Here is a 21902-nt window from a genome sequence, read left to right on the forward strand (position 1 = left end):
GGCGTTGTCGTCGGCCGTGTCCACGACCGGTGCCGCCCGGCGCGCTGCCGCCCCGGCGCCGCTGTCGTCCACCACGTGACCGGCCTCATCGACCCGCACCACCCGCCCGGAGAAGTCCTCTCCCGCGCCGGGGCCGCACACGGTCACCTCGGGCCGCGTCTCACCGAGCACCAGCGCCACCCGCTCCCGGGGCCACGCCGTGTCCACCGGCACATACGTCCCGCCCGCCCGCCAGACCGCGAGGAGGGACACCACCCAGGCCGGGCCGCGGTCCATGACGACCGCCACTCTGCGTTCCGGTTCTACTCCCAGCGCCGCCAGCACCCCGGCCAGCGCGCCGGCGCGCTCCCACAGTTCCGCGTACGTCAGTTCGGTCTCCTCGCCGCCGACGAAACCGACGACGGCGGGCGCGTCAGGCGTCTCACGGGCCCACGCCTCCACGCGCCGCACCACGGAGCCGCGCCGCGTGCCGGGGTCGCCCGTGCCCCATCCGAGGACCCGCTCGGCCTGCGCGGGCTCTGCGGGCTGCAGCTTGGCCAGGGGCACGCCGGGGTCACGGGCCACGGCCTGGAGGGTGTGGAGCAGGGTGGCGTGGACCGACTGGGCCCAGGCGCGGTCGTACCGGCGCGTGTTCGGCTCCAGCTCCACCGACAGCCCCTGGCTGCCGGGCCGCGCGCCGACGAGCACGCTGAACTCCTCGACCCGCCGCAGCGATACGTCCTTGATGACGGCCGGGCTGTCGCCTAAGCGCAGCACCTCGCCGGACTGGACGATGTTGACGAACGGCCCGAAGTACCAGCGGTCGCCGTGAGGCCAGCCCAGGTCGGTGCGCAGCCGCTCGCCCCGGTAGCGCTGGTGGCGCATCAGACCGTCGACTTCGCGGGCGGCCTGCCGGACGAGGTCGGCGAAGCTCATGTCGCCGGACACCCGCAGCCGCAGCGGCAGCACGTTCGCCATCTGGAAGGGCGTGCGGCGCGCCAGCGAGGTGGTGCGGCTCGCGACGGGCAGGCTGAGCGTCACCTCGGGCGCAGCTGTCAGGTGGGACGTGAGCAGGGCCGCTCCGGCCACGATCAGCCGCGGCCAGCTCACGCCAATATCCCGGGCCAGCTGGAAGAGGGCGGTGACGTTCTCCGGCGGGAGGTGTCCCGCGCTGCGCAGGACCAGCGCGTTCTCACCGGTGGTGGCGGGCTGGCCGGGGGCGGCGACCAGTTCCGGGTGGTCGCCGAAGCGGTTGAGCCAGTACTGCCTGTCGGCCTCGTGGCGGCCCGAGCCGTGGTAGTCGCGCTCCTCGGCGAGCGCCTCGCGGAGGCTGCCGAACGCCTGGCGCGGCGCGGTCCCGCGCAGTGCCGCGGTGTAGTGCTCGGCGGTGCGCCGCGCCATCAGCGTGCAGCCGAAGCCGTCCATGATGAGGTGGTCGTAGCGCTGGTACCAGATCCAGCGCTGGTCCGCGAGGCGGAACAGTGCGAAGGAGAAGAGCGGTTCGTCGTCCCGTGTCCGCTCGCGGTCGAGGTCGGCGCGCATCCAGGCCTCCGCCGCGGCGAACGGTCCGTCCTCGCCGCGCAGGTCGAGCACGGGCAGGTCCCACTCGGCGGGGGCGTGGACCTGCCAGACCTCGTCTCCCGCTTCGACGAACCGGACGTGCAGGGCCTCCGCCTCCGCGACCGTCGCCCGCAGCGCCCGTTCGAAGGCCGCGGGGTCGACCCGGCCGGTGATGTCGAGGTACTGCGCGACCTTGTACTGCCGGCGGGTGCCTTCCACCCGCTGCGCCAGCCAGATGCCGGACTGAGATTCAGACAACGGTAGACGCCAGTTGGCCGTGCTGGTCATCTTTTCCCCCATGGTGGCCGGAAGTAGCGGTGAGGGCTGCTGTCAGCGGTCGGTGCCGTGGCGGGCGACGGGGACGATGCCGCCCTGCCGGGGCAGCCCGTCCGTTGCTCCGCCGGGATCGGGGCGGCGCGGTGTCCCCTCCCCGGCCGGCGGCTCCTGCGGGGCGAACTGCGTGCGGTACAGCTCGGCGTAGAGGCCGTCGTGGGCGAGGAGTTCCTCGTGGGTGCCGCGTTCGCGGACGGTTCCGCCGTCGATGACGAGGATCTGGTCGGCCTCGCGGATGGTGGAGAGCCGGTGCGCGATGACGACGGAGGTACGGCCGGCGAGCGCCGCGCTCAGCGCCTGCTGGATGGCCGCCTCGGACTCCGAGTCGAGGTGTGCGGTCGCCTCGTCGAGCACGACGACCGAGGGCTTCTTCAGCAGGAGCCGCGCGACGGCGAGGCGCTGCTTCTCGCCTCCGGAGAGGCGGAAGCCGCGGTCGCCGACGACGGTGTCGAGGCCGCTGGGGAGGGACTCGATCAGGTCCCAGATCTGGGCGGCCCGGCACGCTTCGATCAGCTCCTCGTCGCTCGCCTCCGGCCGGGCGTAGGTGAGGTTGCCGCGGATGGTGTCGTGGAAGAGGTGGGCGTCCTGGGTGACGACGCCGATGGTGCCGCGCAGCGACTCCAGGGTGACGTCGCGCAGGTCGTGGCCGTCGATGCGGACGCTGCCCGCCGTCGGGTCGTAGAGACGGGTGATGAGGTGGGTGATGGTGGTCTTGCCCGCGCCGGAGGGGCCGACGAGGGCGGTGAGCTTGCCGGCGGAGGCCAGGAAGCTGATGTCGGTGAGGACGTACGGGGGGTCCTGGGTGCGCTCGCCCGCGGCACGCTTGATGGCTTCCAGGGAGGGCAGCGACACGTCGCTCGGCTTCGGGTAGCGGAACGCCACGCCGTCGAACTCGATGGCGGGGGCGGAGCCGTCGGCTCGCGCGGGCAGCGGCACGGCATTGGGCTTTTCCTGGATGAGCGGCTTCAGGTCGAGAATCTCGAAGACGCGGTCGAAGCTGACCAGCGCGGTCAGCGCGTGCCCCTGCACGCTCGCGAGCTGCGTGATCGGGGCGTAGAGGCGGCCGAGCAAGGCAGCGAGAGCAACCAGCGTGCCGATCTGGAAGCTGTCGTCGATGACCATCGTGCCGCCCAGGCCGTAGACGAGAGCCGTGACCAGGGTGGCGAGCAGCGTCATCAGGATGAACAGCAGGCGGTTGTAGACCGCCCACCTGACGCCGATGTCCCGGACCCGGCCGGCGCCTCTGGCGAAGGTCTCGGCCTCCTCCCGCGGGCGGCCGAAGAGCTTGGCGAGGATGGCGCCGCCGACGTTGAAGCGCTCGTTGATGGTGCCGGCCAGTTCGGCGTTGACCTGCATCTGCTGGCGGGAGTAGCGCTGGACCCTGCGGCCGATGACCACGGACGGGATGGCGAGCAGCGGGAGGACCACGAGAGAGAGGGAACTGAGGACCCAGGAGAGATAGAACATCTCGGTCAGCACCAGCACCAGCGTGAAGACGCTGGACAAGGACATCAGCACGGTGCCGAGCGCCTGCTGCGCAGCCATCACGTCGGCGTTGAGCCGGCTGACGAGCGAGCCGGTCTGGGTGCGGGTGAAGAAGGCCAGCGGCTGCTTCTGGACGTGGGCGAACGCCTTCACCCTCAGGTCGTAGGTGAGTTCCTGGCCTATCCGGGCGGAGAAGTAGGCCTGCCCGAGCTGGGTGAGGCCATCGACCAAGGCCAGTCCCGCGACGAGGAGGGCCATCGAGACGACGAGCCCTTTGTCTCCCCGCATCACGCCGTCATCAATGATCTCCCTGAGAATGAGTGGTATGGCGACGACGACGAACGACCCGATGACGGTGGTGAAAAGGAGAAAGATAAGCAGGCGCCGGTGAGGCCGTGCGTAACGCAGCACCCGGCCGATCGTTCCCGGCGTGAGGCGCTGCTTTGTCAGGGAATTCTCGGGGGCCCCGATGACGCTCACCATGGGACCTGAGCCTTGCAAGCTCATGTCGCAGAAACCTCCCTGCTAGGGATTTCCCAGAGGTGCCGGCGGGGGCCCGCCACCCCCATTCTCAAGGCAGCACGCGCTCAGCCCACGACGTACGACGATACTCACGGAGCCGCCGTCAAACCAGGCACCCAAGCCGCGCTTCGAGCAAGCTTGACATGGCTTTTTCCTGGGATGCCGGCGGATGAATAGAAGCAAAAATACCCGGAAATGCGGCGGCCGGCCGGCTCTCGGGAGCCGGCCGGCCGCGGGGGCGGAGCCGCTGTCCGGTGCGCGCCGTCAGGGGCGGTCACCGCCCTCCGCGGCCCGCTGCCGCTCGACAGCCTCGTAGAGGGCCTTGATGTTGTTGCTGCCGAAGCTGCGGGCGCCTCTGCGGTCGATCAGCTCGTAGAAGAGGGTGCGGCGGGGGTGCCGGGAGCGCGTGAAGATCTGGAGCATGACGCCCCAGTAGTCGCGGTCGGCCAGGATGTGGAGTTCCCTGAGCGTGTCCAGGGGGACGCTGACCGGGCCGAGACGGCCGGGCAGGGCGTCGTAGTAGCTGGCCGGGGTGGTCAGGAAGCTGACGCCCCGATCGGTGCAGGTGCGCACGGCGGTGGCGATGTCCTCGGTAAGGAAGGCCAGGTGCTGCACGCCGGCGCCGCCGTGGCTGCTGATGAACTCGTCGATCTGGCCCGGGGCCCGGGTGGTGTCCGGCTCGATGATGGTGAGGGTGACGGCGCCCGACGCGCTCTGCACCACCTTGGAGTCCATGGCCTGCTCACCGACGATGATCTGCTCCTCGAAGGTCTCGGCGAAGCCGAAGACCTCCTGGTAGCGGCGGACGGTCTCGGTGAGCTCGCCGGGGGGCACGCACACCGCCAGGTGGTCGATGACGCGGAACAGCCCGGCGGAGCCGGCCGCCGGGGTGGTCTCCTCGATGAGACCGGGCGCGAAGCGGGTGCCGCGGCGCGAGACGAACCGGTTCTCCACGTCGCCGAAGGCCGTCACGGAGGCCATGGTGACGCGGGTGTCGCCGTCCTGCAGCACGCGCGGCGGCGAGACCGGCTCGGCGCCGCGCTCGACGGCCTCGGCGAACGCCGCTTCGGCGTCGTCGACGGTGACACCGATGGCGGCGACGCCGTCGCCGTGCCGCCGCACGTAGTCGGCCGCGCGGTGGCCGCCGGCGGGGGCGGAGGTGACCAGCAGGGTGATGTCGCGCTGCCGCAGCAGGAGGGACGTGGGAGGGGTGGTGCCCGTGGTGTCACCGGCGGCCGTGCCGCGGCCGTGGACCGCGAAGCCGAATGACTCACACAGGTACTTGGACGCTTCTTCCGCGTCCTCTACGTAGAGTTCGACGTGGTCGATGGTGCGGATTTCCATGGCATTACCTTCGCGTGCGCCGTGGTCGTCTCGTCCTGCGCCTCGTGCCGCGGGCTGCCGCCCTCCCCTTTTTCATGATCCGGTGTTTCGGGCGGGCGTTTCCTCGTCCAACCGGTGGAGACCAGCACTTGGACGGGGCGGATGGCCGTGGACCAAGGCCCAAGCGGCATAGGGGTTTTCTGTTCCGATGCTGGCACCAGCGCCGCTCCGGGTCGAGCCCGCCCAGGCGTCTTCCCCGGACAGGCGGGCGCCGGCGCCAGCATCGGCGGCCGCGCTACGCCAGATAGGCCATGTCAGCGGCGCGCAGTTCCGTTCGCGCCGCGAATTCGTTCCAGATTTCTGCGCATTCTCTCGCCAGCTGGGCGACGATACTGCTGCAGTGCGGCGGGACGTTGTCGATGATCTTGTCCCACTCCTCGGCCCGTATGGTCAGGACGTTGAGCAGCCGGAGCAGATGACGTCCGGTCTCGGAGAAGCGGAGCGCCGGATCGGCACGCAGGCGCTCGAGAACAGCCGCACGGTCCTGGGCCGACGCCTGCGCTGGCCCGGGACCGCCGCCTATCTCGGCCGGTCTGCCCGGCTGCGGGTGGTGGTCGGCCGCCTGGCTTCTCTTGCGTCTGCTCGGCAGGGGGTCCTCTCCCCGGCGCAGCCGGTTCCTGACGTCCCGTGCCGTCTCCGGCGAGATGCCGGCGGCCCGGGCGATCTGGCGCAGCGACAGGCTGGGGTCGGACGCGATCAGCTGCGAGGCCAGCAGGCGGCCGCGGGTGCCGTCGACGGGACGTGCCCTGCCGTCCTGGCCGATCCGCACGTTCCCGCTGTCCGATCCCCGGGTCACCCGCTGGCGTATCTCCGCCACCGTCGCCGCCGCGATGCCGGTCACCGAGGCGACCATGCGGTCGGACCACTCCGGGTGCGAGGCGACGATGCGCGCCGCCGCGTGCTTCCGGTCCGCCAGGGACAGCGGAAGTCCGTGCATGATGTTCGATTTGACCGCCAGCACGAAGGCGTTGGCCTCATCCCCGTCGAAGAACCTGACTGCGATCTTGTCCTGCCCCCGGAGCTGGGCGACTCGTAACCGGTGCAGGCCGTCGATCACGCGCATCGTCGCGCGATGCACGATGATGGGCGGAAGCTGGTTCTGCGCCGCGGCGAGTGCCTCCACGTGCTCCGAGTTTTCCCCGGAAATCCGAGGCGAGTCAGCGACCTTGAGCAATCTGACGTCGACCTCGCATACCGGTTCGTGCTCGATATCCCCTCGTCCAGGTTCCACTCCAGCTCCTCACGACTCAGGTATCAACCCATCCACGCTTCTTGGCGAAATCCAGCAGGCTGTGCCGGATCTCCACCAGCTGCCCCCCGGTCAGGCTGGGTACTGCCTCCAGGAGAAGTTCGGTGACCTCGCTCCTGAACTCGCCCTGAGACAAGACGTCACACATCCCCGTCTCCTCTGACGAAGCCGCTGCCGAATCGGCCGTGTCCGGCTCCCGGCGATGCACCGGAACGGGGACTTCCGCCTTGGTGGTTTCCTCGTCGAGCAGGTGCGCAGCGAATGCCTTCCTGCCTCGCCCTCCTGCCATGACCTGGAATTCGACGCGTGCGCCGGGCACCAGGTCACTGGGGTCACCGTCGAAGACCGAGGTGTGCAGGAACACGTCCTCACCGCCGTCATCGGCACCGATGAACCCGAAGCCGCGCATCTCGTCAAACTGCAGGATCCTGCCCGTAGCCAATGCCGCTCAACCTCTCCTTCAAACCGTCCACAGCCCGGCGAAACTAACGAATTGATCCTCGCCAGGCTGACCCATACCTTAGCCGCGACGAACCCCAGCGGGTAGAGGCAATGACACACCGATACGGAAGACAGCCAGGCATTCGGTTTACAATTCCACAAGGGGTGACCACGGCAGAAGTTGGACACCGGACCCGCGTCTTTAATTTCTCAATCACCGGAGGCAACAGCAGTCACACAAGCACCGCTGACACCTCATTAGCAGCTCTTTATTAACACGGAAGAATAATTCCACTCCGACAGGCTGGAATTTTACCTTTCATTGACCGCATTGGCCGCAGAAGTGGGTGCCGGAGAGGGAAGAAAGTATCGTCGCTGCCGCGCCTCAGCCGACTCCGGCTGGTTCCGCCGCCGGCGTCAGGCTGCGCCCCATCACCGGCGACAGGACCGCCGCGGCGCGGGCCACCTCGCGCAGGTCGGCATCGACCAGGGCCTGGTCACCGTCGCACAGCGCGGTCTCGGGGCTTGGGTGCACGTCGATCAGCACGCCGTCCGCGCCCGCCGCGATGGCCGCCCGCGTCAGCGGCAGCACGAGATCCCTGCGGCCGCCCGAGTGCGAGGGATCCACCACCACCGGCAGGTGCGACAGCCGCTGCGCCACCGGCACGGCGCTGATGTCGAGCGTGTTGCGCGTGGCGGTCTCGAACGTCCTGATGCCGCGCTCGCACAGCACGATGTTGAGGTTGCCGCGCTGCGCGATGTACTCGGCGGCCATCAGCCACTCCTCGACCGTGGCGCTGAAGCCGCGCTTGAGCAGCACCGGCCTGCCCGACTCGCCTACCGCCTGGAGCAGCGCGAAGTTCTGCATGTTGCGGGTGCCGACCTGCAGCATGTCGGCATAGGAGGCGACGAGGTCGACGCTGCCCGCGTCGAGCACCTCCGTCACCACCGGCAGCCCGGTCTCCTCGCGTACCTCCGCCAGAATCCGCAGGCCCGCCTCCCCCAGCCCCTGGAAGGCGTACGGCGACGTTCGCGGCTTGTAGGCGCCGCCCCGCAGCAGCGACGCCCCCGCGGACTTCGCCATCCGCGCAGCGGCCAGAGTCTGTTCGGGCGTCTCGACGGCGCACGGCCCGGCGATGACGGTCAGCGTGCCGGGACCGATCGGCACGTCACCGACCCGGATAACGGAGCGCGCCGGATGATGCTCCCGGCTGACCAGCTTGTACGGCACGGAGATCCGCACCACGTCCACGACGCCGCGGCGGCTGCGGAGGTTCAGCGCCCCGAACTCCTCCACGTTGCCGACGAGTCCCACGATCGTGTGGGAGACCCCCCGGCTGACGAACGCTCTGGCGCCGATGGTGCGCGCCAGGCTGACTATGTCCTCCACATCCTCGTCGGTGGCCTCCGGGGCCATCACCACAACCATGGGGTGCTCCTCCCGTGAGGGGGGCCGGGCTGTCCCGGTCCGGTGGATGAACGGCGGCACCGCCAAGCTCACAGGCGGTGACGACGAGAGCCGCGGTGGCCCGTGGGGAAGAGCGCGCGCGGGTACCCGGCGTCCCGTTCGTCCCGCCGTCCCCCCACCAGCCGCCGTGACCCCGCAGTGAACGGGCACCAGACCCAGACCGGCGCCCTTTCCTGATTGAACCCCTGTTGTCACTGGTCTTTCCACGTGAGGGGAAAAGCCAGCTTTGCGCTCTCATCGTAGGAGTGCCCCGAACCGCCGACAACCGCGTCCACCCGCGGCGTCCGCCCCCGTTTCCGCGGCCACGCCGGGGACCGTCCCGGAGCGCCGGGCAACAGCGCCCGGGCGGCCCGTCAAGTCCCGGCCGCCTTCCGCCGATGTGGTGGGACGACTGGACACGTGGAGAAGGACTCCCTCTCCTGCCCGGCAGACCGGAACCGTCTCGGAGGAGCCATGCCACGCTCACGCCCCCGCCCGCCCGCCGGCCCCGTCACCGTCCTCGCGGGCCCCGCATGCTGACCGAGCTGCTCCTGCTGCTCACGGCGGCGCTGCTCACCCTGGCGTGCGCCGTCTTCGTCGCCGCCGAGTTCTCGCTGACGGCCGTGGAGCGCGGGGAGCTCGAACGCGCCGCCGCGGCCGGCGAACCCGGTGCGCCGGCCGCGCTGCGGGCCGCCAGGTCGCTGACCTTCCAGCTCTCCGGTGCCCAGCTCGGCATCACCGTGACGTCCCTGGTGATCGGCATGCTCGCTGAGCCCTCGCTCGCCGCCCTGCTGCGCGGGCCGCTGCGCGCCGCCGGGCTGCCCGCGGGCGCCGCCGCCTCCCTCGCGCTCACCGTGGGCGTCGCCGTCTCGACGGTGATGCTGATGGTCGTCGGCGAACTGGTGCCGAAGAACTGGGCGATCACCCGGCCGCTGCGGGTGGCCCGCGCCATCGCCCGCCCGCACCAGGCGTTCACCGCGCTGTTCGGCCCGTTCATCCGCCACCTCAACGAGACCGCCAACCGGCTGGTGCGCTACCTCGGGTTCGAGCCCACCGAGGAGCTGGCGTCGGCCCGTTCCCCGCAGGAGCTGGTGGCCCTGGCGCGGCACTCGGCCGCCGAGGGCGTGCTGCCCTCCGACTCGGCCGAGCTGTTCGTGCGCACCCTCCACCTCGGCGAGCTGACCGCGCAGAGCATCATGACGCCCCGCGTCGACGTGCGCGCGCTGCCGCTGACCGCCACCGCCGCCGACGCGGCCCGCCTCACCCGCGAGACCGGGCTGTCCCGCTTCCCCGTCTGCGACGGCGGCCTCGACGACATCACCGGCATCGTGCACGTGCGCGACGTGCTGGCGATCGACGAGCCGCACCGCGCCGCCACCCCGATCGGCCGCCTCGCCACCGAACCGCTGCTCGTGCCGGCCACCCTCCCCGTCGACCAGCTGCTGGAACGGCTGCACGGGCGCCGCTCGATGGCGGTCGTCGTCGACGAGTACGGCGGCACCGCCGGGGTGGTCACGCTGGAAGACATCGTCGAGGAGGTCGTCGGCGAGGTCAGCGACGAGCACGACCCGGCCGAGCCGCCGGGCCTGGTCCGCACCGGGCCCGCCACCTGGGAGGCCGACGGGGCGGTGCGGACCGACCAGCTCGCCGGGCTCGGCATGGACGTGCCCGGCGGGCCCTACGAGACGCTGGCCGGTCTGATCGCCACGGTGCTCGCCCGGATCCCCGTTCCGGGCGACAGCGTGGAGATCGCGGGCTGGCGGCTGACCGTCCTGGTCACCGCCCGCCACCGGGCCGCGCGGGTGCGGCTGACGGCGCCGCCGGACGCCGGGCGGTGACGCCGGGTCCCGGCACCAGGGGTGCGCGCCGGGACAGCCGAGTGCCCCGGACGGGCGGCGGGTACCCGGGGCTCGTCCCCGACCAGCCGAAGGGAAGACGAGATCATGGGAAAGCCCAGCCCGATCGAGGTCCAGAAGGCGCTCAAGGGCGAGACATACCCGGCTGACCGCGAGTCCCTGACGAGGACCGCGAAGCGGAACGGCGCCAGCGACGAGATGGTGGACAAGATCAGCCATCTGAAGCAGAAGCGGTTCGACGGACCCAACGAGGTCGAGAAGGCGATATTCGACTAGGGCATTCGACTAGGGCATTCGACTAGGCGAGTCCGGCCAGGCGAGCAGCCAGCACGCCCGTACCCCCGGCCGGGCAGCACGAGGCCGCCCCGCCGCGCGCAGCGGCGGGGCGGCCTCGTGGTGCCGCGGGCAGGAGCCGGGGTCAGGCCGCGGCGACCGGCTCCGGCTCAGCCGGACGCGGGGCGGGCACGGCAGCCGCGGGCACGGCCACCGTGTCCGCGGCCGCACGGCTCATGCGGCGCGTACGGCGGGCCGCCACCAGGGCGCCGCCGCCGGCCGCGGCCACGATCAGCACGCCGCCGATCACCAGCGCGGCCCGGGCGCCGGCCACCTCCATCAGCGCGCCGATCACCGGCGGGCCGACGAGGCCCCAGCCGGTGCTCAGGCTCCGCCACACGCCCAGCACCCGGCCACGCATCCGCGGCGGCGGGTCCGTCTGCAGCACCGTCGTGCCGGCGGTGTCGGAGACCGACTCGACCACGGCCATCGGCACGACCAGCAGGACCAGCAGGACCAGCGACGGCGTCAGCCCCGCCAGGATCTGGAGCAGCGCGCCCGCGGCGGCCATGCCCGCGACCAGCCGGACGGACGGGCGCTGGAGCAGGCCCGCCAGGAGCGCGCCGGCGATGCCGCCGGCGGCCAGGGCCGTGGAGACCGTGCTGAACGCACCGGCGCCCGCGGCCAGCGGCCCGGTGACGAGCACGGCCAGCGTCAGGGCGTAGTTGCGGCCGAAGACCGCGCTGACCGCGGTGATGCCGGCCAGCGCCACCAGGGTGGGGCGGCCCAGGAAGAAGCGCAGCCCCTCGGCGGGCGAGGCGGCGCGCCGCTTCCCGGCGGTGTGCCCGCTGTCCCCGGCGGCACCGCCGCCGGCCTCGCTGGTCTCCCCGGTCGCGCCGGCCTCGTCAGAGCGGTCGATCAGCCGCAGGAACGGGATGACGGCCGCCACGAAGGCGAACGACAGGCCGTTGGCGAGGAACGCGGAGGCGGTGCCGAACAGCGCGACCGCGCCGCCGGCCAGCGCCGTGCCCGCCAGGCGGCCGATGCTGTGCACGGCCGAGCCCAGGGCGATCGCCGAGGGCACGTCCCTGGTCGGGACCAGGTCGTTGCCGAGCAGGGCGCAGGCGGGCGCGTCGACGGTGGCGATGGTGCCGGTGACGGCCGCGATGGCCAGCAGCGCCGGGACGCTGAGCAGGTCACAGGCGACCAGGACGGCCGTGGCGAAGGCGACCAGGCCCAGCGCCGCCTGGCTGAGCGCGGCGGTGGTCTTGCGCGGCCAGGAGTCGACGGCGGCGCCGCCGAGCAGACCGAGCAGCAGCCCGGGGCCCGCCTGGACCGCCAGCGACACGCCGGTCATGGCGGCCGAGCCGGTGACCTGGAGCACCAGGAGGTTCTGCACGGTCAGCTGCATCCAGGTGCCGGCGTTGGAGACCAGATTGGCCAGTGACCACCAGCGCATGCTGGGGTACCGCAGGGACCGCCAGGGCGAACGGCTGGCGCGGGCCGGGTCGCCGCCGGACGCCGGGGCGGGGCGGCGCGGGGTGAGAAGACTGAGCACAGACATGCCAGGGCGTGGGGGGTGGGGGGTGGGGTGAGTCGGCGCGCCGGTGCGCCGGACCAGCGCGGACCACCCTGGCATCCGCCTGCGCCGGGCGGGAAGACCAAGATCACCCAGCCCTGCCCCCGGCGGGCCCCTCACCGCGCTGCATCCCTTGTGCCGCCTGGCCTCCGGGCCTTCGGGTGCGGTTGCTCACACCCGCAGGCGCCGGCCCGCTCACGGGCACAGGACGATCTTGCCCGCGTCCTTGTGCTGGAACATCTCGTACGCCTGGGGTGCCTGGTCAAGCGGCAGGTGGTGGGTGGCGAAGTCAGCCGTGCCCAGCGGGTCGTCCTCGGTCAGCAGCGGCAGCAGCTCGGGGATCCAGCGCCGCACGTTGGCCTGGCCCATCCGCAGCTGGATCTGCTTGTCGAACAGCGTGAGCATCGGCAGCGGGTCGGCCATGCCGCCGTAGACGCCGCTGAGCGAGAGGGTGCCGCCGCGGCGGACGGCTTCGATGGCCAGGTACAGCGCGCTGAGGCGGTCGACCCCCGCCTTGCCGGCGATGCGCTGCGCGGCCTTGCGGGGCAGCATGCCGCCGAGATTCTGCGCGAGCTTGCCCGCGGTGCTGCCGTGGGCCTCCATGCCGACGGCGTCGATCACGGCGTCGGCGCCCCGCCCGTCGGTCCGGTCCCGGATCGCCTCGACGATGCCGTCGGGGCCGTCGTGCGCGACGAGGTCCAGCGCCGTCACGCCGCGCCCCCGGGCGCGCGCCAGCCGCTCGGGCACCAGGTCCACGCCGATGACCTGTCCGGCGCCCTGGTGGAGCGCGAGGCGGCAGGCCATGTCGCCGATGGGGCCAAGCCCCAGCACGGCGAGCGTGCCGCCCTTGGGCACGTCCGCGTAAGCGAGGGCCTGGTAGGCCGTGGGCAGCACGTCGGAGAGATACAGGTACCGGTCGTCCGGCACCTCGGGCGGGACCGGGACCGGGCCGTAGTGCGCCTGCGGCACACGCAGGTACTCGGCCTGCCCGCCGGGGACCGCGCCGTACAGGCGGGTGTAGCCGAAGAGGGCGGCACCCATGCCCTCGGACCTGACCTGCGTGGTCTCGCACTGGGTCTGCAGCCCCCGCTCGCACATGTAGCAGTGGCCGCAGGCGATCTGGAACGGCACGACCACCCGGTCCCCCGGCGCCAGGCCGGTGACCTCGCTGCCGGTCTCCTCGACGACGCCCATGGGCTCGTGGCCGAGGATGTCACCGGGCGTCATGAACGGTGACAGCACCTCGTACAGGTGCAGGTCGGAGCCGCACAGCCCGGTGGAGGTGACGCGGATGACCGCGTCCGTCGGCTCCTTGATCACCGGGTCCGGGACCCGCTCGACGCGGACGTCGCGCTTGCCATGCCACACCACAGCCTTCATCGGACGCTCCTTACCGCTGGCCGTCACGTTCGTGTCACGCCGTGTCACCCGTCGTGGTCACCACGGCGTGCCGCCGGGCGGGTACCCGCCGGGCCGCATTCGGCACGTGGCGGCCGCCGGCGGGCTCAGCCCTTGACGACGCCGAGCGGGACGAGCCGGGCGACCGTGCGGCACAGGCCCGCGCCCTGGCTGGCGGCCACGACCTCGTCGATGTCCTTGTAGGCGGCGGGCGCCTCCTCGGCGAGGCCCCGGCCGGTCCCGGCGCGGACGACGACCCCCGCCCTGGCCAGCTCACGGCGCAGGCGGCCGCCGTCGGTCTCACGCGCCGCCTGGTGGCGGCTGCGGACGCGGCCCGCGCCGTGGCAGGTGGAGTGCCAGGCGCCGCCGTCCGGGGTGCCGGTCAGCACGTAGGAGGCGGTGCCCATGGTGCCGGGGATGAGGACGGGCTGGCCGGTGTCCGCCAGGTCAGGCGGCAGGCCGGGGGCGCCCGGAGGCAGGGCGCGGGTGGCGCCCTTGCGGTGGACGCACAGGCGCCGGGGGACGCCGTCCACCTGGTGGGTCTCCATCGTCGCGAGGTTGTGGGAGACGTCGTAGACCAGGTCCAGGGCGGTGCCGGCGGTCGTCTCGAAGGCGCGCCGGGCGGCCTCGGCGAGCAGCTGGCGGTTGGCCCGGGCGTAGTTCGCGGCGGCGGCCATGGCAGCGGCGTAGTCGCGGCCCTCGGGCGAGTCGGCGGGGACGCTGGCGAGCTGCCGGTCGGGGACCGTGATGCCGTAGCGGCGCATGGCGGCGTCCATGGTGCGGACGTGGTCGGTGCAGATCTGGTGGCCCAGGCCGCGCGAGCCGCAGTGGAGCATGACGCAGACCTGGCGTTCCCGCAGCCCCATGGCGCGGGCGGCGGCGTCGTCGTAGACGGCGTCCACGGCCTGGACCTCCAGGAAGTGGTTGCCGGAGCCGAGGCTGCCGAGCTGGCCGAGGCCGCGTGCGCGGGCCCGGTCGCTCAGCTGCCCGGCGCCGGCGCCGGGCAGCATGCCCTCGTCCTCGCAGCGGGTGAGGTCGCGCGGCACGCCGTGGCCGCGTTCGACGGCGTAGCGGGCGCCGCCGGTGAGGACGTCGCCGAGCTGGGAGCGGCTCAGGTGCCAGACGGCGCCGCGCCCGGCGCCGCGCGGGATGGCGCGGCCCAGGGCGTCCATGAGGGGTTCCAGGTGCGGGGCGAGGTCGTCGCGGTCGCAGCGGGCCGCCAGCAGGCGCACCCCGCAGGAGATGTCGAAGCCGACGCCGCCGGGCGAGATCACGCCCCCGGTGTCCACGTCGGTGGCCGCGACGCCGCCGATGGGGAAGCCGTAGCCCCAGTGCACGTCCGGCATGGCGTACGAGGCGCCGGTGATGCCGGGGAGCTCGGCGACCGCGGCGACCTGGGCGAGCGCCTGGTCGCCGGCGGCTTCGGGCAGCAGCGACGGGCTGGCGAACACGATGCCGGGCACGCGCATCGCGCCGCGGCGCGGGATCCGGTAGCGGCAGGGCCCGTCCGGGATGATCTCTGCGGCGGTCTGGGTCACGGTGTGCCTCCGCTGTCGTGGCGGGTGTGCCGTCACACGTCGAGCGTCACCGCGCACGTCCAGCGCGCGCCGTCACAGCGCAGCGACAGGCCGTGCAGCGTCACCGCTTTGGGGACGGCGCCGGTCAGCGGCAGCCGGTCCGCCTCGGCCATGAAGAGGCGGGCGTGCACGCCGCCGGGGGCGGCGTCGATCCGGACGTCCACGGGGATCTCGCCGTCGGTGTCGAGCCGGTAGACGATCTCGTCCATGAGGGCGGCCAGCAGGTCGTCGTCGCTGCCGGCGGTCACGGTGGCCTGGCGGGTGCGGACCGGGCGGGCGGCCGAGGTGTCGGCGAACGACGCCACGACGCCGTGCACCGCCCGCGCCAGGCACTCCTCGCGGGTGGGTGCCCAGGCCTCGACCCGCAGGTCGGCGGTGTGCGGGACGGCGCGGTAGCCGCTCGCGGTCTGGGAGCCGCCGGTGTCGCTTGCCATCTCTTCCATGCTCGCGCGGGCCGGCGCGGCCCGCAGCCGCGCGGCGGGCGGCGCGGGCGGAGAATCGGGGCATGAGACTGTTCGCCGCGGTCGTCCCCCCGGCCGGTGCGCGCGGTGAGCTGGCGCGCGCCCTCGCACCGGTGCGGGCGCTGCCCGGCGCCGGCCGGCTGCGGTGGGCGGACCCGGCGGGGTGGCACGTGGCGCTGGCGTTCTACGGGGAGGTCGGCGAGGCCGTGGTGCCCGCACTGCGGGAGCGGCTGGCGCGCGCGGCGCGCCGCTGCCCGCCGCACCGGCTGCGGCTGGCGGGCGGCGGGCGGTTCGGGCAGCGCGTGCTGTGGGCCGGGGTGGAGGGCGAGACCGGGACGCTGGCACGCCTGGCGGGCGCGGCGGAGGCGGCCGGGCGCCGGTCGGGGGCCGGGGGCGGGGAGCGCCGCGGGTACCAGCCGCACCTGACGCTGGCGCGGGCCCGGCGGGACGGGGCGGACCTGGCGCCGTTCGCCACGGCGCTGTCCGGCTTCGCGGGCGGGGCGTGGACGGTGGCGGAGTTCCGCCTGCTGCACAGCGTCCCGCCGCCGGCGGACGCTCCCCCGGGGACGCGCCCCCGGTACGAGACGGCCGGGGTCTGGCCGCTGACGGGCTGAACGGACCCGCGGCTGTCTGGTCATCTTCTGGACGGACCCGGGCATCATCGGGCGCGCTGTCCTGCCGTGACGGGGCGCTGAGCACCGCCTTGCCTCACCCACGTGACGACGGCGCACCCCCGCGGTCACCGTTGCCTGGCGGCGCGGTCTTGCCGCCTCTCCGCCCGCGCTGCTTAGGTGGCGTGCACTGAAACGCCGCACAACGCTGCGATGCCGGCTTCCCGAGAGGACACCGATGTCTGCTGGGCCAGTGACCGGCCGGGCGCTGTCCCGGCGCGCGCTGCTGCGCCGCGCGGGCCTCGGCGGCGCGGCGGCCCTGACCGCCGCGGGCCTGCCCGGCTGCACCCTGGTGGCGCGTCAGGTCGGCGAGCGCTCCGGCGGCAGCCGCCGCGGCGGCAGGCTGCTGCTCGCCCAGGCCGAGGACGTGAACTTCGCGACGTTCCGTCAGCAGAACACCGTCAACGCCCTCTGGCAGCGGCTGGTGTTCAACACGCTGACGGTCTACGACCACGCCACGCTGCGCCCCCGCCCGTCCCTCGCCACCGGCTGGGAGGTGCGCGACGGCGGCCGGACCGTCGTCTTCCGGCTCCGTGACGACGTCCGCTTCCACTCCGGGCGCCCGTTCGGGCCCGAGGATGTGGTGGCGAACATCCGCTGGCAGGCCAGCGAGGAGGGCGCGCCCGGACAGCTGCGGTCCACGGCCGCCGCCGTCACCGACGCCGAAGCCACCGGGCCGCACGAGGTGACGCTGCGCCTGGCGCACGGCGTGAGCAATTTCTTCGACCTGTGCGAGATCATGTTCATCGCCGACCATGAGACGCTGGCCGAGCTGGAGACCGGCAGCGTCCTCAACGGCACCGGCCCGTTCGTCTTCACGGACTACAGCCCCGGCGTGTCGATGTCCTTCCGCCGCAACCCCCGCTACTGGAAGCCGGGCCGCCCCTACCTGGACGAGGCCGAGCTGCGGGTGGTCGGCGAGCAGCAGGCCATCGTGGCGGCGCTCCAGAGCGGCCAGACGCACCTGGGCTTCCAGCTCAACGGCAGCCACCTGCACAACGTGCGGGCCGACGAGCGCCTGACCGTGCACGAGCTGGACACCAGCGACTACGGCCACTACCTCGGCTGCAACCTGGCGGTCGAGCCACTGGACGACCGGCGGGTCCGCCAGGCCATCGCCTACGCCGTGGACCGCGACAAGATCCTGCGCATGGTCGTCGACGGCGTCGGCCGCACCGCCTCCAGCCCGTGGACGCCGTCCAACCCCGCCTACGACGAGGACGCCGCCCGCCACTACCGGCACGACCCCGCCCGTGCCCGCGCCCTGCTCCGCGAGGCCGGCGTCACCGGCGCCCGGCTGGAGCTGGCGGTCCGCTCCAGCGAACCGGGCGGCGACCGCTCCACCGCCGAGATCGTGCAGGACGGGCTGCGCGCGATCGGCCTTGACGTGGAGATCACGGTGTTCCAGCCCGCTGACTTCCAGAACCGGCTGAGCACCGCGAACCTGCCGGGCCTGTGGGTCGCCGGCCACGGCTTCGGCCAGCTCAACCCCGCCACGCTGCTGAACGGCGCGTTCCCCTTCAACGCCCATGCCAATGCCTCGAACTTCGTCAGCGAGCGGTACCGGCGCCTGGCGGACGAGGCGTGGAAAGCCACCGGCGAGGCCGAGGCCGCGCGGGCCTACCGCGAGGTGACGCAGCTGCTGCTGCGGGAGCAGTTCGTCATCGACCTGGTGAGCAGCGCCCAGTCGTTCGTCTTCTCGGACGCGCTGCGCGGCATCGGCTACACGATGTTCAACAACCTGGACCTGGACGACGCCTACCTGGCCGAGGAGTGAGGCGATGCTCCGGTACCTGCTGCGCAAGCTGCCCACCAGCCTCCTCGTGCTGCTGCTCGCGACGGTGCCGGTCTTCCTGGTGCTGCGGCTGGCCCCCGGCGATCCGGCCGCCACGCTGGCCGGACCCGACGCCTCGCCGGAGGCGGTGGCGGCGGCCCGCCACGAGCTGGGGCTGGACCGGCCGCTGGCCGAGCAGTACGGCGACTGGCTGGGCGGGGTGCTGCGCGGCGACCTGTCGACGTCGTTCGTCAACGGCGCGGAGGTCTCCGAGATCGTCGGCCGCGGCATCGGCAACACCGGCGTGCTGGCGGCGAGCGCCGTGGTGCTCGCGCTGCTGCTGGCGTTCCCGCTCGGCGTGGCGGCGGCCGTGGTGCGCGCCGGCTGGCTGCGCACGCTGCTGGCGGGAATCAACGTGCTGATGCTGGCGGTGCCGACGTATGTGACGGGCGTGGTGTTCGTGCTCGTCTTCGCGGTGGGGCTGCGGCTGCTGCCGTCCGGCGGGTACGTGTCGTTCTTCGACGACCCGGCCGCCAGCGTCCAGTTCCTGCTGCTGCCCAGCCTGTGCCTGGCGCTGCCCGCGGCGGCCGTGCTGGCGCGGTTCCTGACGGCCTCGTTGCAGCGCGCGATGGCCGAGGAGTACTACTTCGCGGCGCGGATGCGCGGGCTGCGCGGCGCCCGGCTGCTGGTGCGGCACGGCCTGCCCAACGCGGTCGGGCCGGTGGTGACGGTGCTCGGCATCCAGATCGGGAACCTGCTCGGCGGGGCGGTGATCGTCGAAGGCGTCTTCGCCTGGCCGGGGCTCGGCCAGGCCATGGTGCGGGCGGCGGAGGCCCGCGACTACCCGGTGGTGCAGGCGCTGCTGCTGCTGGCCGTGGCCGTGTTCATCACGCTCCAGCTGCTGAGCGACGTCGTCTGCGCCGCCATCGACCCGCGGGTGCGGGAGCAGACGTGACCAGCGGACCGGGCGCGGCGGGCGCACCCGCCCGGTGCGCCCCGGACAGGACCACCGACAGGAGGGGAGGGCAGCCATGACTCAGCCGCCACCCGGCGTCGCGGGAGGCGCCGCCGCCCAGCCGCCGGCCGTGCCGGGCGGCCGGGGCCGCGCCGCCTCGGCCGCCGCGCTGCTGCGGCGGCCCGCGATCGGCGTGAGCCTGGGCGTGCTGGTGCTGATCGCGCTGGCCGCGCTCGCCGTTCCGCCGCTGCTGCCCTACGGGCCGAACGAGCTGGCGTCCGACGAGGCGCTGGCCGCTCCCTCGGCGGCGCACCCGCTGGGCACCGACGAGCTCGGGCGCGATCTGCTGGCCCGGCTGCTGGCGGGGGTGCGGGTGAGCCTGCTCGTCATCGTCGCCTCGGTGCCGCTGTCGCTGCTGGCGGGCGGGCTGCTGGGGCTGTTCTCGACGGCGGGGCGCTGGACGGACACGCCGGTGCAGCGGTTCTTCGACGTGGTGCTGGCGTTCCCGGCGCTGATCCTGGGGCTGGCCGTCGCCGCCGTCATGGGCGTGGGGACCGGGGCCGTCATCGTGACGGCGGCGGTGGCGACGACGCCGGTGTTCGGCAGGGTGGTGCGCGGCGCCGTCCGCGCGCAGAGCGCGCGCGACTACGTGCTGTCCGAGCGGGTGCTGGGCGTGGGCACCGCGCGGCTGTACCTGCGGCACATCCTGCCCAACTGCTTCGACGTGCTGCTGGTGCAGACGGCGCTGGCCTGCTCGACCGCCGTGTTCCTCGAGGGCGGCCTGAGCTTCCTGGGGCTCGGCGTGCCGCCGCCGGACGCCTCGCTGGGCAGCCTGCTCAACGCCAGCCTGACGTTCCTGACGTCCTCGCCGTTCTACGCGGTGGGGCCGCTGGTCGTCATCAGCGCGCTGGTGCTGTGCTTCACGCTGCTCGCCGACGCCCTCAACCGGGAGCTTGCCGGACGATGAACGCGAGGAGACAGCCCGTGGCGGAAGGTGAGACGCTCATCGAGGTCCGTGACCTGCACGTCGGTTTCCGCACGGACGCCGGCCACGTCCGCGCGGTGCGCGGCGTGGACCTGGACGTGCGGGCCGGCGAGACCGTGGGGGTGGTGGGCGAGTCGGGCTCGGGCAAGACCGTCACCGCCCTGTCGCTGCTCGGCGAGGTCCGGCCGCCGGGCCGCGTCGAGGCGGGCACGGTCCAATACCGGGGCCGGGACCTGTTCGCGATGCCCGAGGCGGAACGGTCCGCGCTGCGCGGCTCGGTCATCTCGATGGTCTTCCAGGACCCGATGAATTCGCTGGACCCGGTGATGAAGACCGGCCGCCAGCTCGAGGAGGCGATACGGCTGCACCACCGGGGGTGGAGCCGCGGCAAGGTCCGCGCCCGCGCCCTGGAGCTGCTGCGCCTGGTCGGCATCCCCGACCCGGAACGCCGGTTCCACGACTACCCGTTCGCGTTCTCCGGCGGCATGCGGCAGCGCATCATGATCGCGCTGGCCATGAGCGGCGATCCCGAGGTGCTGGTGGCGGACGAGCCGACGACGGCGCTGGACGTGACGGTGCAGGCGCAGGTGCTGGACGTCTTCGCCCGGCTCAACCGCGAGCTGGGCACCGCCATCGTGCTGGTGACGCACAACTTCGGCGTGGTGGCGCGGCTGTGCGACCGCGTGGTCGTGATGTACGGCGGGCGCGTCGTCGAACGGGCCGCCGTGCCCGCGGTGTTCACGTCCGCGCGCCACCCCTACACCCGGGGTCTGATCGCGTGCGTGCCGCGCATGGGCACCCCGCGCGACCGGCGGCTGCCCGTCATCGGCGCGGCCCCCGGGGAGCCGGCGGAGCCGGACGGCGCGGAGGCGGGCGGTGCCCCGCCCGTGGGCCCGCCGCGCGCGCCGCGCCCCGCCGCCCGCGGCGGCCCCCAGCGGCCCGCGGTGCTGCGGGGCGTCGGCCTGAGGCGCCACCACCGGGTGCGCGGCGGCGTGCTGAGCCGCCGGTCCGGGCTGGTGCGCGCCGTCGACGGCGTGGACGTGGAGGTGCGGCCCGGTGAAACGCTCGGCATCGTCGGCGAGTCGGGCTGCGGCAAGTCGTCGCTGGCGCGGCTGCTGGTGCGGGCCGACGAGCCGACGGCGGGCCGGATCGAGGCGGACGGCACCGACGTGACCGGGCTGCGGGGCCGGCGGCTCGCCGCGTTCCGCCGCCGGGTGCAGATGATCTTCCAGGACCCGCTGGCCTCGCTCAACCCGCGGCTGACGGTCGGCGCGCTGCTCGCTGAGCCGCTGCTCGTCCACGGCCTGGCGCCGGACCGGGCGGCGCGGCGGGCGCGCTGCGAGGAGCTGCTGCGGGCGGTCGGTCTGCCGCCGGAGGTGCTGGACCGGCGGCCGGGGCAGTTCTCCGGCGGCCAGCTCCAGCGGATCGCCATCGCCCGTGCCCTGGCGGTCGGTCCGCAGGTGCTGGTCTGCGACGAGCCGGTGTCCTCACTCGACGTCTCGCTCCAGGCCCAGGTCATCAACCTGCTGGACGAGCTCCAGGCGGAGCGCGGCCTGTCGTACGTGTTCATCTCCCACGACGTGTCCCTGGTGCGGTACTTCACGGACCGGACGGGCGTGATGTACCTGGGCACGATGGTGGAGACCGGGCCGACGCTGCCGGTCATCGACACCCCGCTGCACCCGTACACGCGCAGCCTCATCGCGGCGGTGCCCGAGCCCAGCGCCGCCGCGGCCGGGCGGCGCGCGCAGGCCGCCCCGCCGCTGGCGGGCGAGCTGCCGAGTCCGCTGGCCCCGCCGCCCGGCTGCCGCTTCCACCCCCGCTGCCCCATCGGCCCTGCCTACCGTGACGGCCGTGACCGGTGCGCCACCGAGGCCCCGGCGCTGCGCGAGATCCGCCCGGGGCACCGCAGCGCCTGCCACTTCGCCGAGGAGCTGCTGGCCGACGGCTGACGTGCCCGGCCAGCGGGGCGTG

Annotated in this window: 17 protein-coding genes; 7 read left to right on the forward strand and 10 right to left on the reverse strand. The window is 73.4% G+C overall.

Going from position 1 to position 21902, the window contains the following annotated elements; all coding sequences use genetic code 11:
* The 6 genes from JK356_RS19425 to aroF all read right to left on the reverse strand — a co-directional run.
* The coding region (locus JK356_RS19425) for a condensation domain-containing protein (protein WP_201869959.1) at positions 1–1797 on the reverse strand (1797 nt) is incomplete at its 3' end.
* A 72-nt stretch (positions 1798–1869) separates the two neighbouring features.
* Positions 1870–3840, reverse strand: coding sequence for an ABC transporter ATP-binding protein (locus JK356_RS19430; protein ID WP_374100683.1), 1971 nt, complete (start codon positions 3838–3840; stop codon positions 1870–1872).
* Positions 3841–4143: 303 nt separating this feature from the next.
* Entirely contained in the window at positions 4144–5223 is a 1080-nt protein-coding gene (gene hppD, locus JK356_RS19435) for a 4-hydroxyphenylpyruvate dioxygenase (RefSeq protein WP_201869961.1), read from the reverse strand.
* A gap of 274 nt (positions 5224–5497) precedes the next feature.
* Entirely contained in the window at positions 5498–6385 is an 888-nt protein-coding gene (locus JK356_RS19440) for a ParB N-terminal domain-containing protein (RefSeq protein WP_307815764.1), read from the reverse strand.
* A gap of 124 nt (positions 6386–6509) precedes the next feature.
* Positions 6510–6953: a cold-shock protein gene (locus JK356_RS19445; RefSeq protein WP_236671614.1), complete on the reverse strand. Its 444-nt coding sequence runs from the start codon at positions 6951–6953 to the stop codon at positions 6510–6512.
* 384 nt (positions 6954–7337) lie between these two features.
* Positions 7338–8381: a 3-deoxy-7-phosphoheptulonate synthase gene (aroF, locus tag JK356_RS19450; protein WP_201869963.1), complete on the reverse strand. Its 1044-nt coding sequence runs from the start codon at positions 8379–8381 to the stop codon at positions 7338–7340.
* Between the two features lie 554 nt (positions 8382–8935).
* On the opposite strand from aroF, the gene JK356_RS19455 reads away from it, so the two are divergent.
* Together JK356_RS19455 and JK356_RS19460 are read left to right on the forward strand one after the other, a co-directional pair.
* Entirely contained in the window at positions 8936–10237 is a 1302-nt protein-coding gene (locus JK356_RS19455) for a hemolysin family protein (RefSeq protein ID WP_201870034.1), read from the forward strand.
* Positions 10238–10342: 105 nt separating this feature from the next.
* Complete coding sequence (locus JK356_RS19460) at positions 10343–10531, forward strand: DUF2795 domain-containing protein (RefSeq protein WP_201869964.1); 189 nt, start codon at positions 10343–10345, stop codon at positions 10529–10531.
* 142 nt (positions 10532–10673) lie between these two features.
* Here the strand turns inward: JK356_RS19460 and JK356_RS19465 are convergent, their stop codons facing one another.
* The 4 genes from JK356_RS19465 to JK356_RS19480 all read right to left on the reverse strand — a co-directional run bounded on the left by JK356_RS19465 (position 10674) and on the right by JK356_RS19480 (position 15516).
* The gene (locus JK356_RS19465) at positions 10674–11987 is read right to left on the reverse strand and encodes an MFS transporter (RefSeq protein WP_374100686.1); all 1314 of its coding nucleotides are present in this window, start codon (positions 11985–11987) and stop codon (positions 10674–10676) included.
* A gap of 315 nt (positions 11988–12302) precedes the next feature.
* Positions 12303–13487, reverse strand: a complete 1185-nt coding sequence (locus tag JK356_RS19470; RefSeq protein WP_201869966.1) for a zinc-dependent alcohol dehydrogenase — start codon at positions 13485–13487, stop codon at positions 12303–12305.
* Between the two features lie 125 nt (positions 13488–13612).
* Positions 13613–15043, reverse strand: coding sequence for an RtcB family protein (locus JK356_RS19475; RefSeq protein WP_307815765.1), 1431 nt, complete (start codon positions 15041–15043; stop codon positions 13613–13615).
* Positions 15044–15075: 32 nt separating this feature from the next.
* Complete coding sequence (locus JK356_RS19480) at positions 15076–15516, reverse strand: archease (protein WP_201869967.1); 441 nt, start codon at positions 15514–15516, stop codon at positions 15076–15078.
* Between the two features lie 71 nt (positions 15517–15587).
* Between JK356_RS19480 and thpR the strand changes: the two genes are divergently transcribed.
* From thpR to JK356_RS19505, 5 genes are all read left to right on the forward strand, one after another.
* Complete coding sequence (gene thpR / locus JK356_RS19485; protein ID WP_201869968.1) at positions 15588–16157, forward strand: RNA 2',3'-cyclic phosphodiesterase; 570 nt, start codon at positions 15588–15590, stop codon at positions 16155–16157.
* 235 nt (positions 16158–16392) lie between these two features.
* Entirely contained in the window at positions 16393–17991 is a 1599-nt protein-coding gene (locus JK356_RS19490; protein WP_201869969.1) for an ABC transporter substrate-binding protein, read from the forward strand.
* A 4-nt stretch (positions 17992–17995) separates the two neighbouring features.
* Complete coding sequence (locus tag JK356_RS19495; RefSeq protein WP_201869970.1) at positions 17996–18943, forward strand: ABC transporter permease; 948 nt, start codon at positions 17996–17998, stop codon at positions 18941–18943.
* 76 nt (positions 18944–19019) lie between these two features.
* Positions 19020–19910: an ABC transporter permease gene (locus JK356_RS19500; RefSeq protein WP_201869971.1), complete on the forward strand. Its 891-nt coding sequence runs from the start codon at positions 19020–19022 to the stop codon at positions 19908–19910.
* Positions 19907–21880: an ABC transporter ATP-binding protein gene (locus tag JK356_RS19505; protein ID WP_201869972.1), complete on the forward strand. Its 1974-nt coding sequence runs from the start codon at positions 19907–19909 to the stop codon at positions 21878–21880. The genes JK356_RS19500 and JK356_RS19505 overlap by 4 nt, the downstream gene beginning before the upstream one ends.
* Positions 21881–21902 lie beyond the last annotated feature (22 nt).

This window comes from Streptomyces sp. 7-21 (assembly GCF_016741785.1).
Lineage (GTDB): Bacteria > Actinomycetota > Actinomycetes > Streptomycetales > Streptomycetaceae > Streptomyces.

Excerpts from the sequence above, each read along its gene's own strand:
- hppD (WP_201869961.1), bottom strand. The coding sequence starts at position 5,223 with ATGGAAATCCGCACCATCGACCACGTCGAACTCTACGTAGAGGACGCG.
- JK356_RS19480 (WP_201869967.1), bottom strand. The coding sequence starts at position 15,516 with ATGGCAAGCGACACCGGCGGCTCCCAGACCGCGAGCGGCTACCGCGCC.
- aroF (WP_201869963.1), bottom strand. The coding sequence starts at position 8,381 with ATGGTTGTGGTGATGGCCCCGGAGGCCACCGACGAGGATGTGGAGGAC.
- JK356_RS19430 (WP_374100683.1), bottom strand. The coding sequence starts at position 3,840 with ATGGTGAGCGTCATCGGGGCCCCCGAGAATTCCCTGACAAAGCAGCGC.
- JK356_RS19500 (WP_201869971.1), top strand. The coding sequence starts at position 19,020 with ATGACTCAGCCGCCACCCGGCGTCGCGGGAGGCGCCGCCGCCCAGCCG.
- JK356_RS19465 (WP_374100686.1), bottom strand. The coding sequence starts at position 11,987 with ATGCGCTGGTGGTCACTGGCCAATCTGGTCTCCAACGCCGGCACCTGG.
- JK356_RS19470 (WP_201869966.1), bottom strand. The coding sequence starts at position 13,487 with ATGAAGGCTGTGGTGTGGCATGGCAAGCGCGACGTCCGCGTCGAGCGG.
- JK356_RS19505 (WP_201869972.1), top strand. The coding sequence starts at position 19,907 with ATGAACGCGAGGAGACAGCCCGTGGCGGAAGGTGAGACGCTCATCGAG.
- JK356_RS19460 (WP_201869964.1), top strand. The coding sequence starts at position 10,343 with ATGGGAAAGCCCAGCCCGATCGAGGTCCAGAAGGCGCTCAAGGGCGAG.
- JK356_RS19490 (WP_201869969.1), top strand. The coding sequence starts at position 16,393 with ATGTCTGCTGGGCCAGTGACCGGCCGGGCGCTGTCCCGGCGCGCGCTG.
- JK356_RS19495 (WP_201869970.1), top strand. The coding sequence starts at position 17,996 with ATGCTCCGGTACCTGCTGCGCAAGCTGCCCACCAGCCTCCTCGTGCTG.
- thpR (WP_201869968.1), top strand. The coding sequence starts at position 15,588 with ATGAGACTGTTCGCCGCGGTCGTCCCCCCGGCCGGTGCGCGCGGTGAG.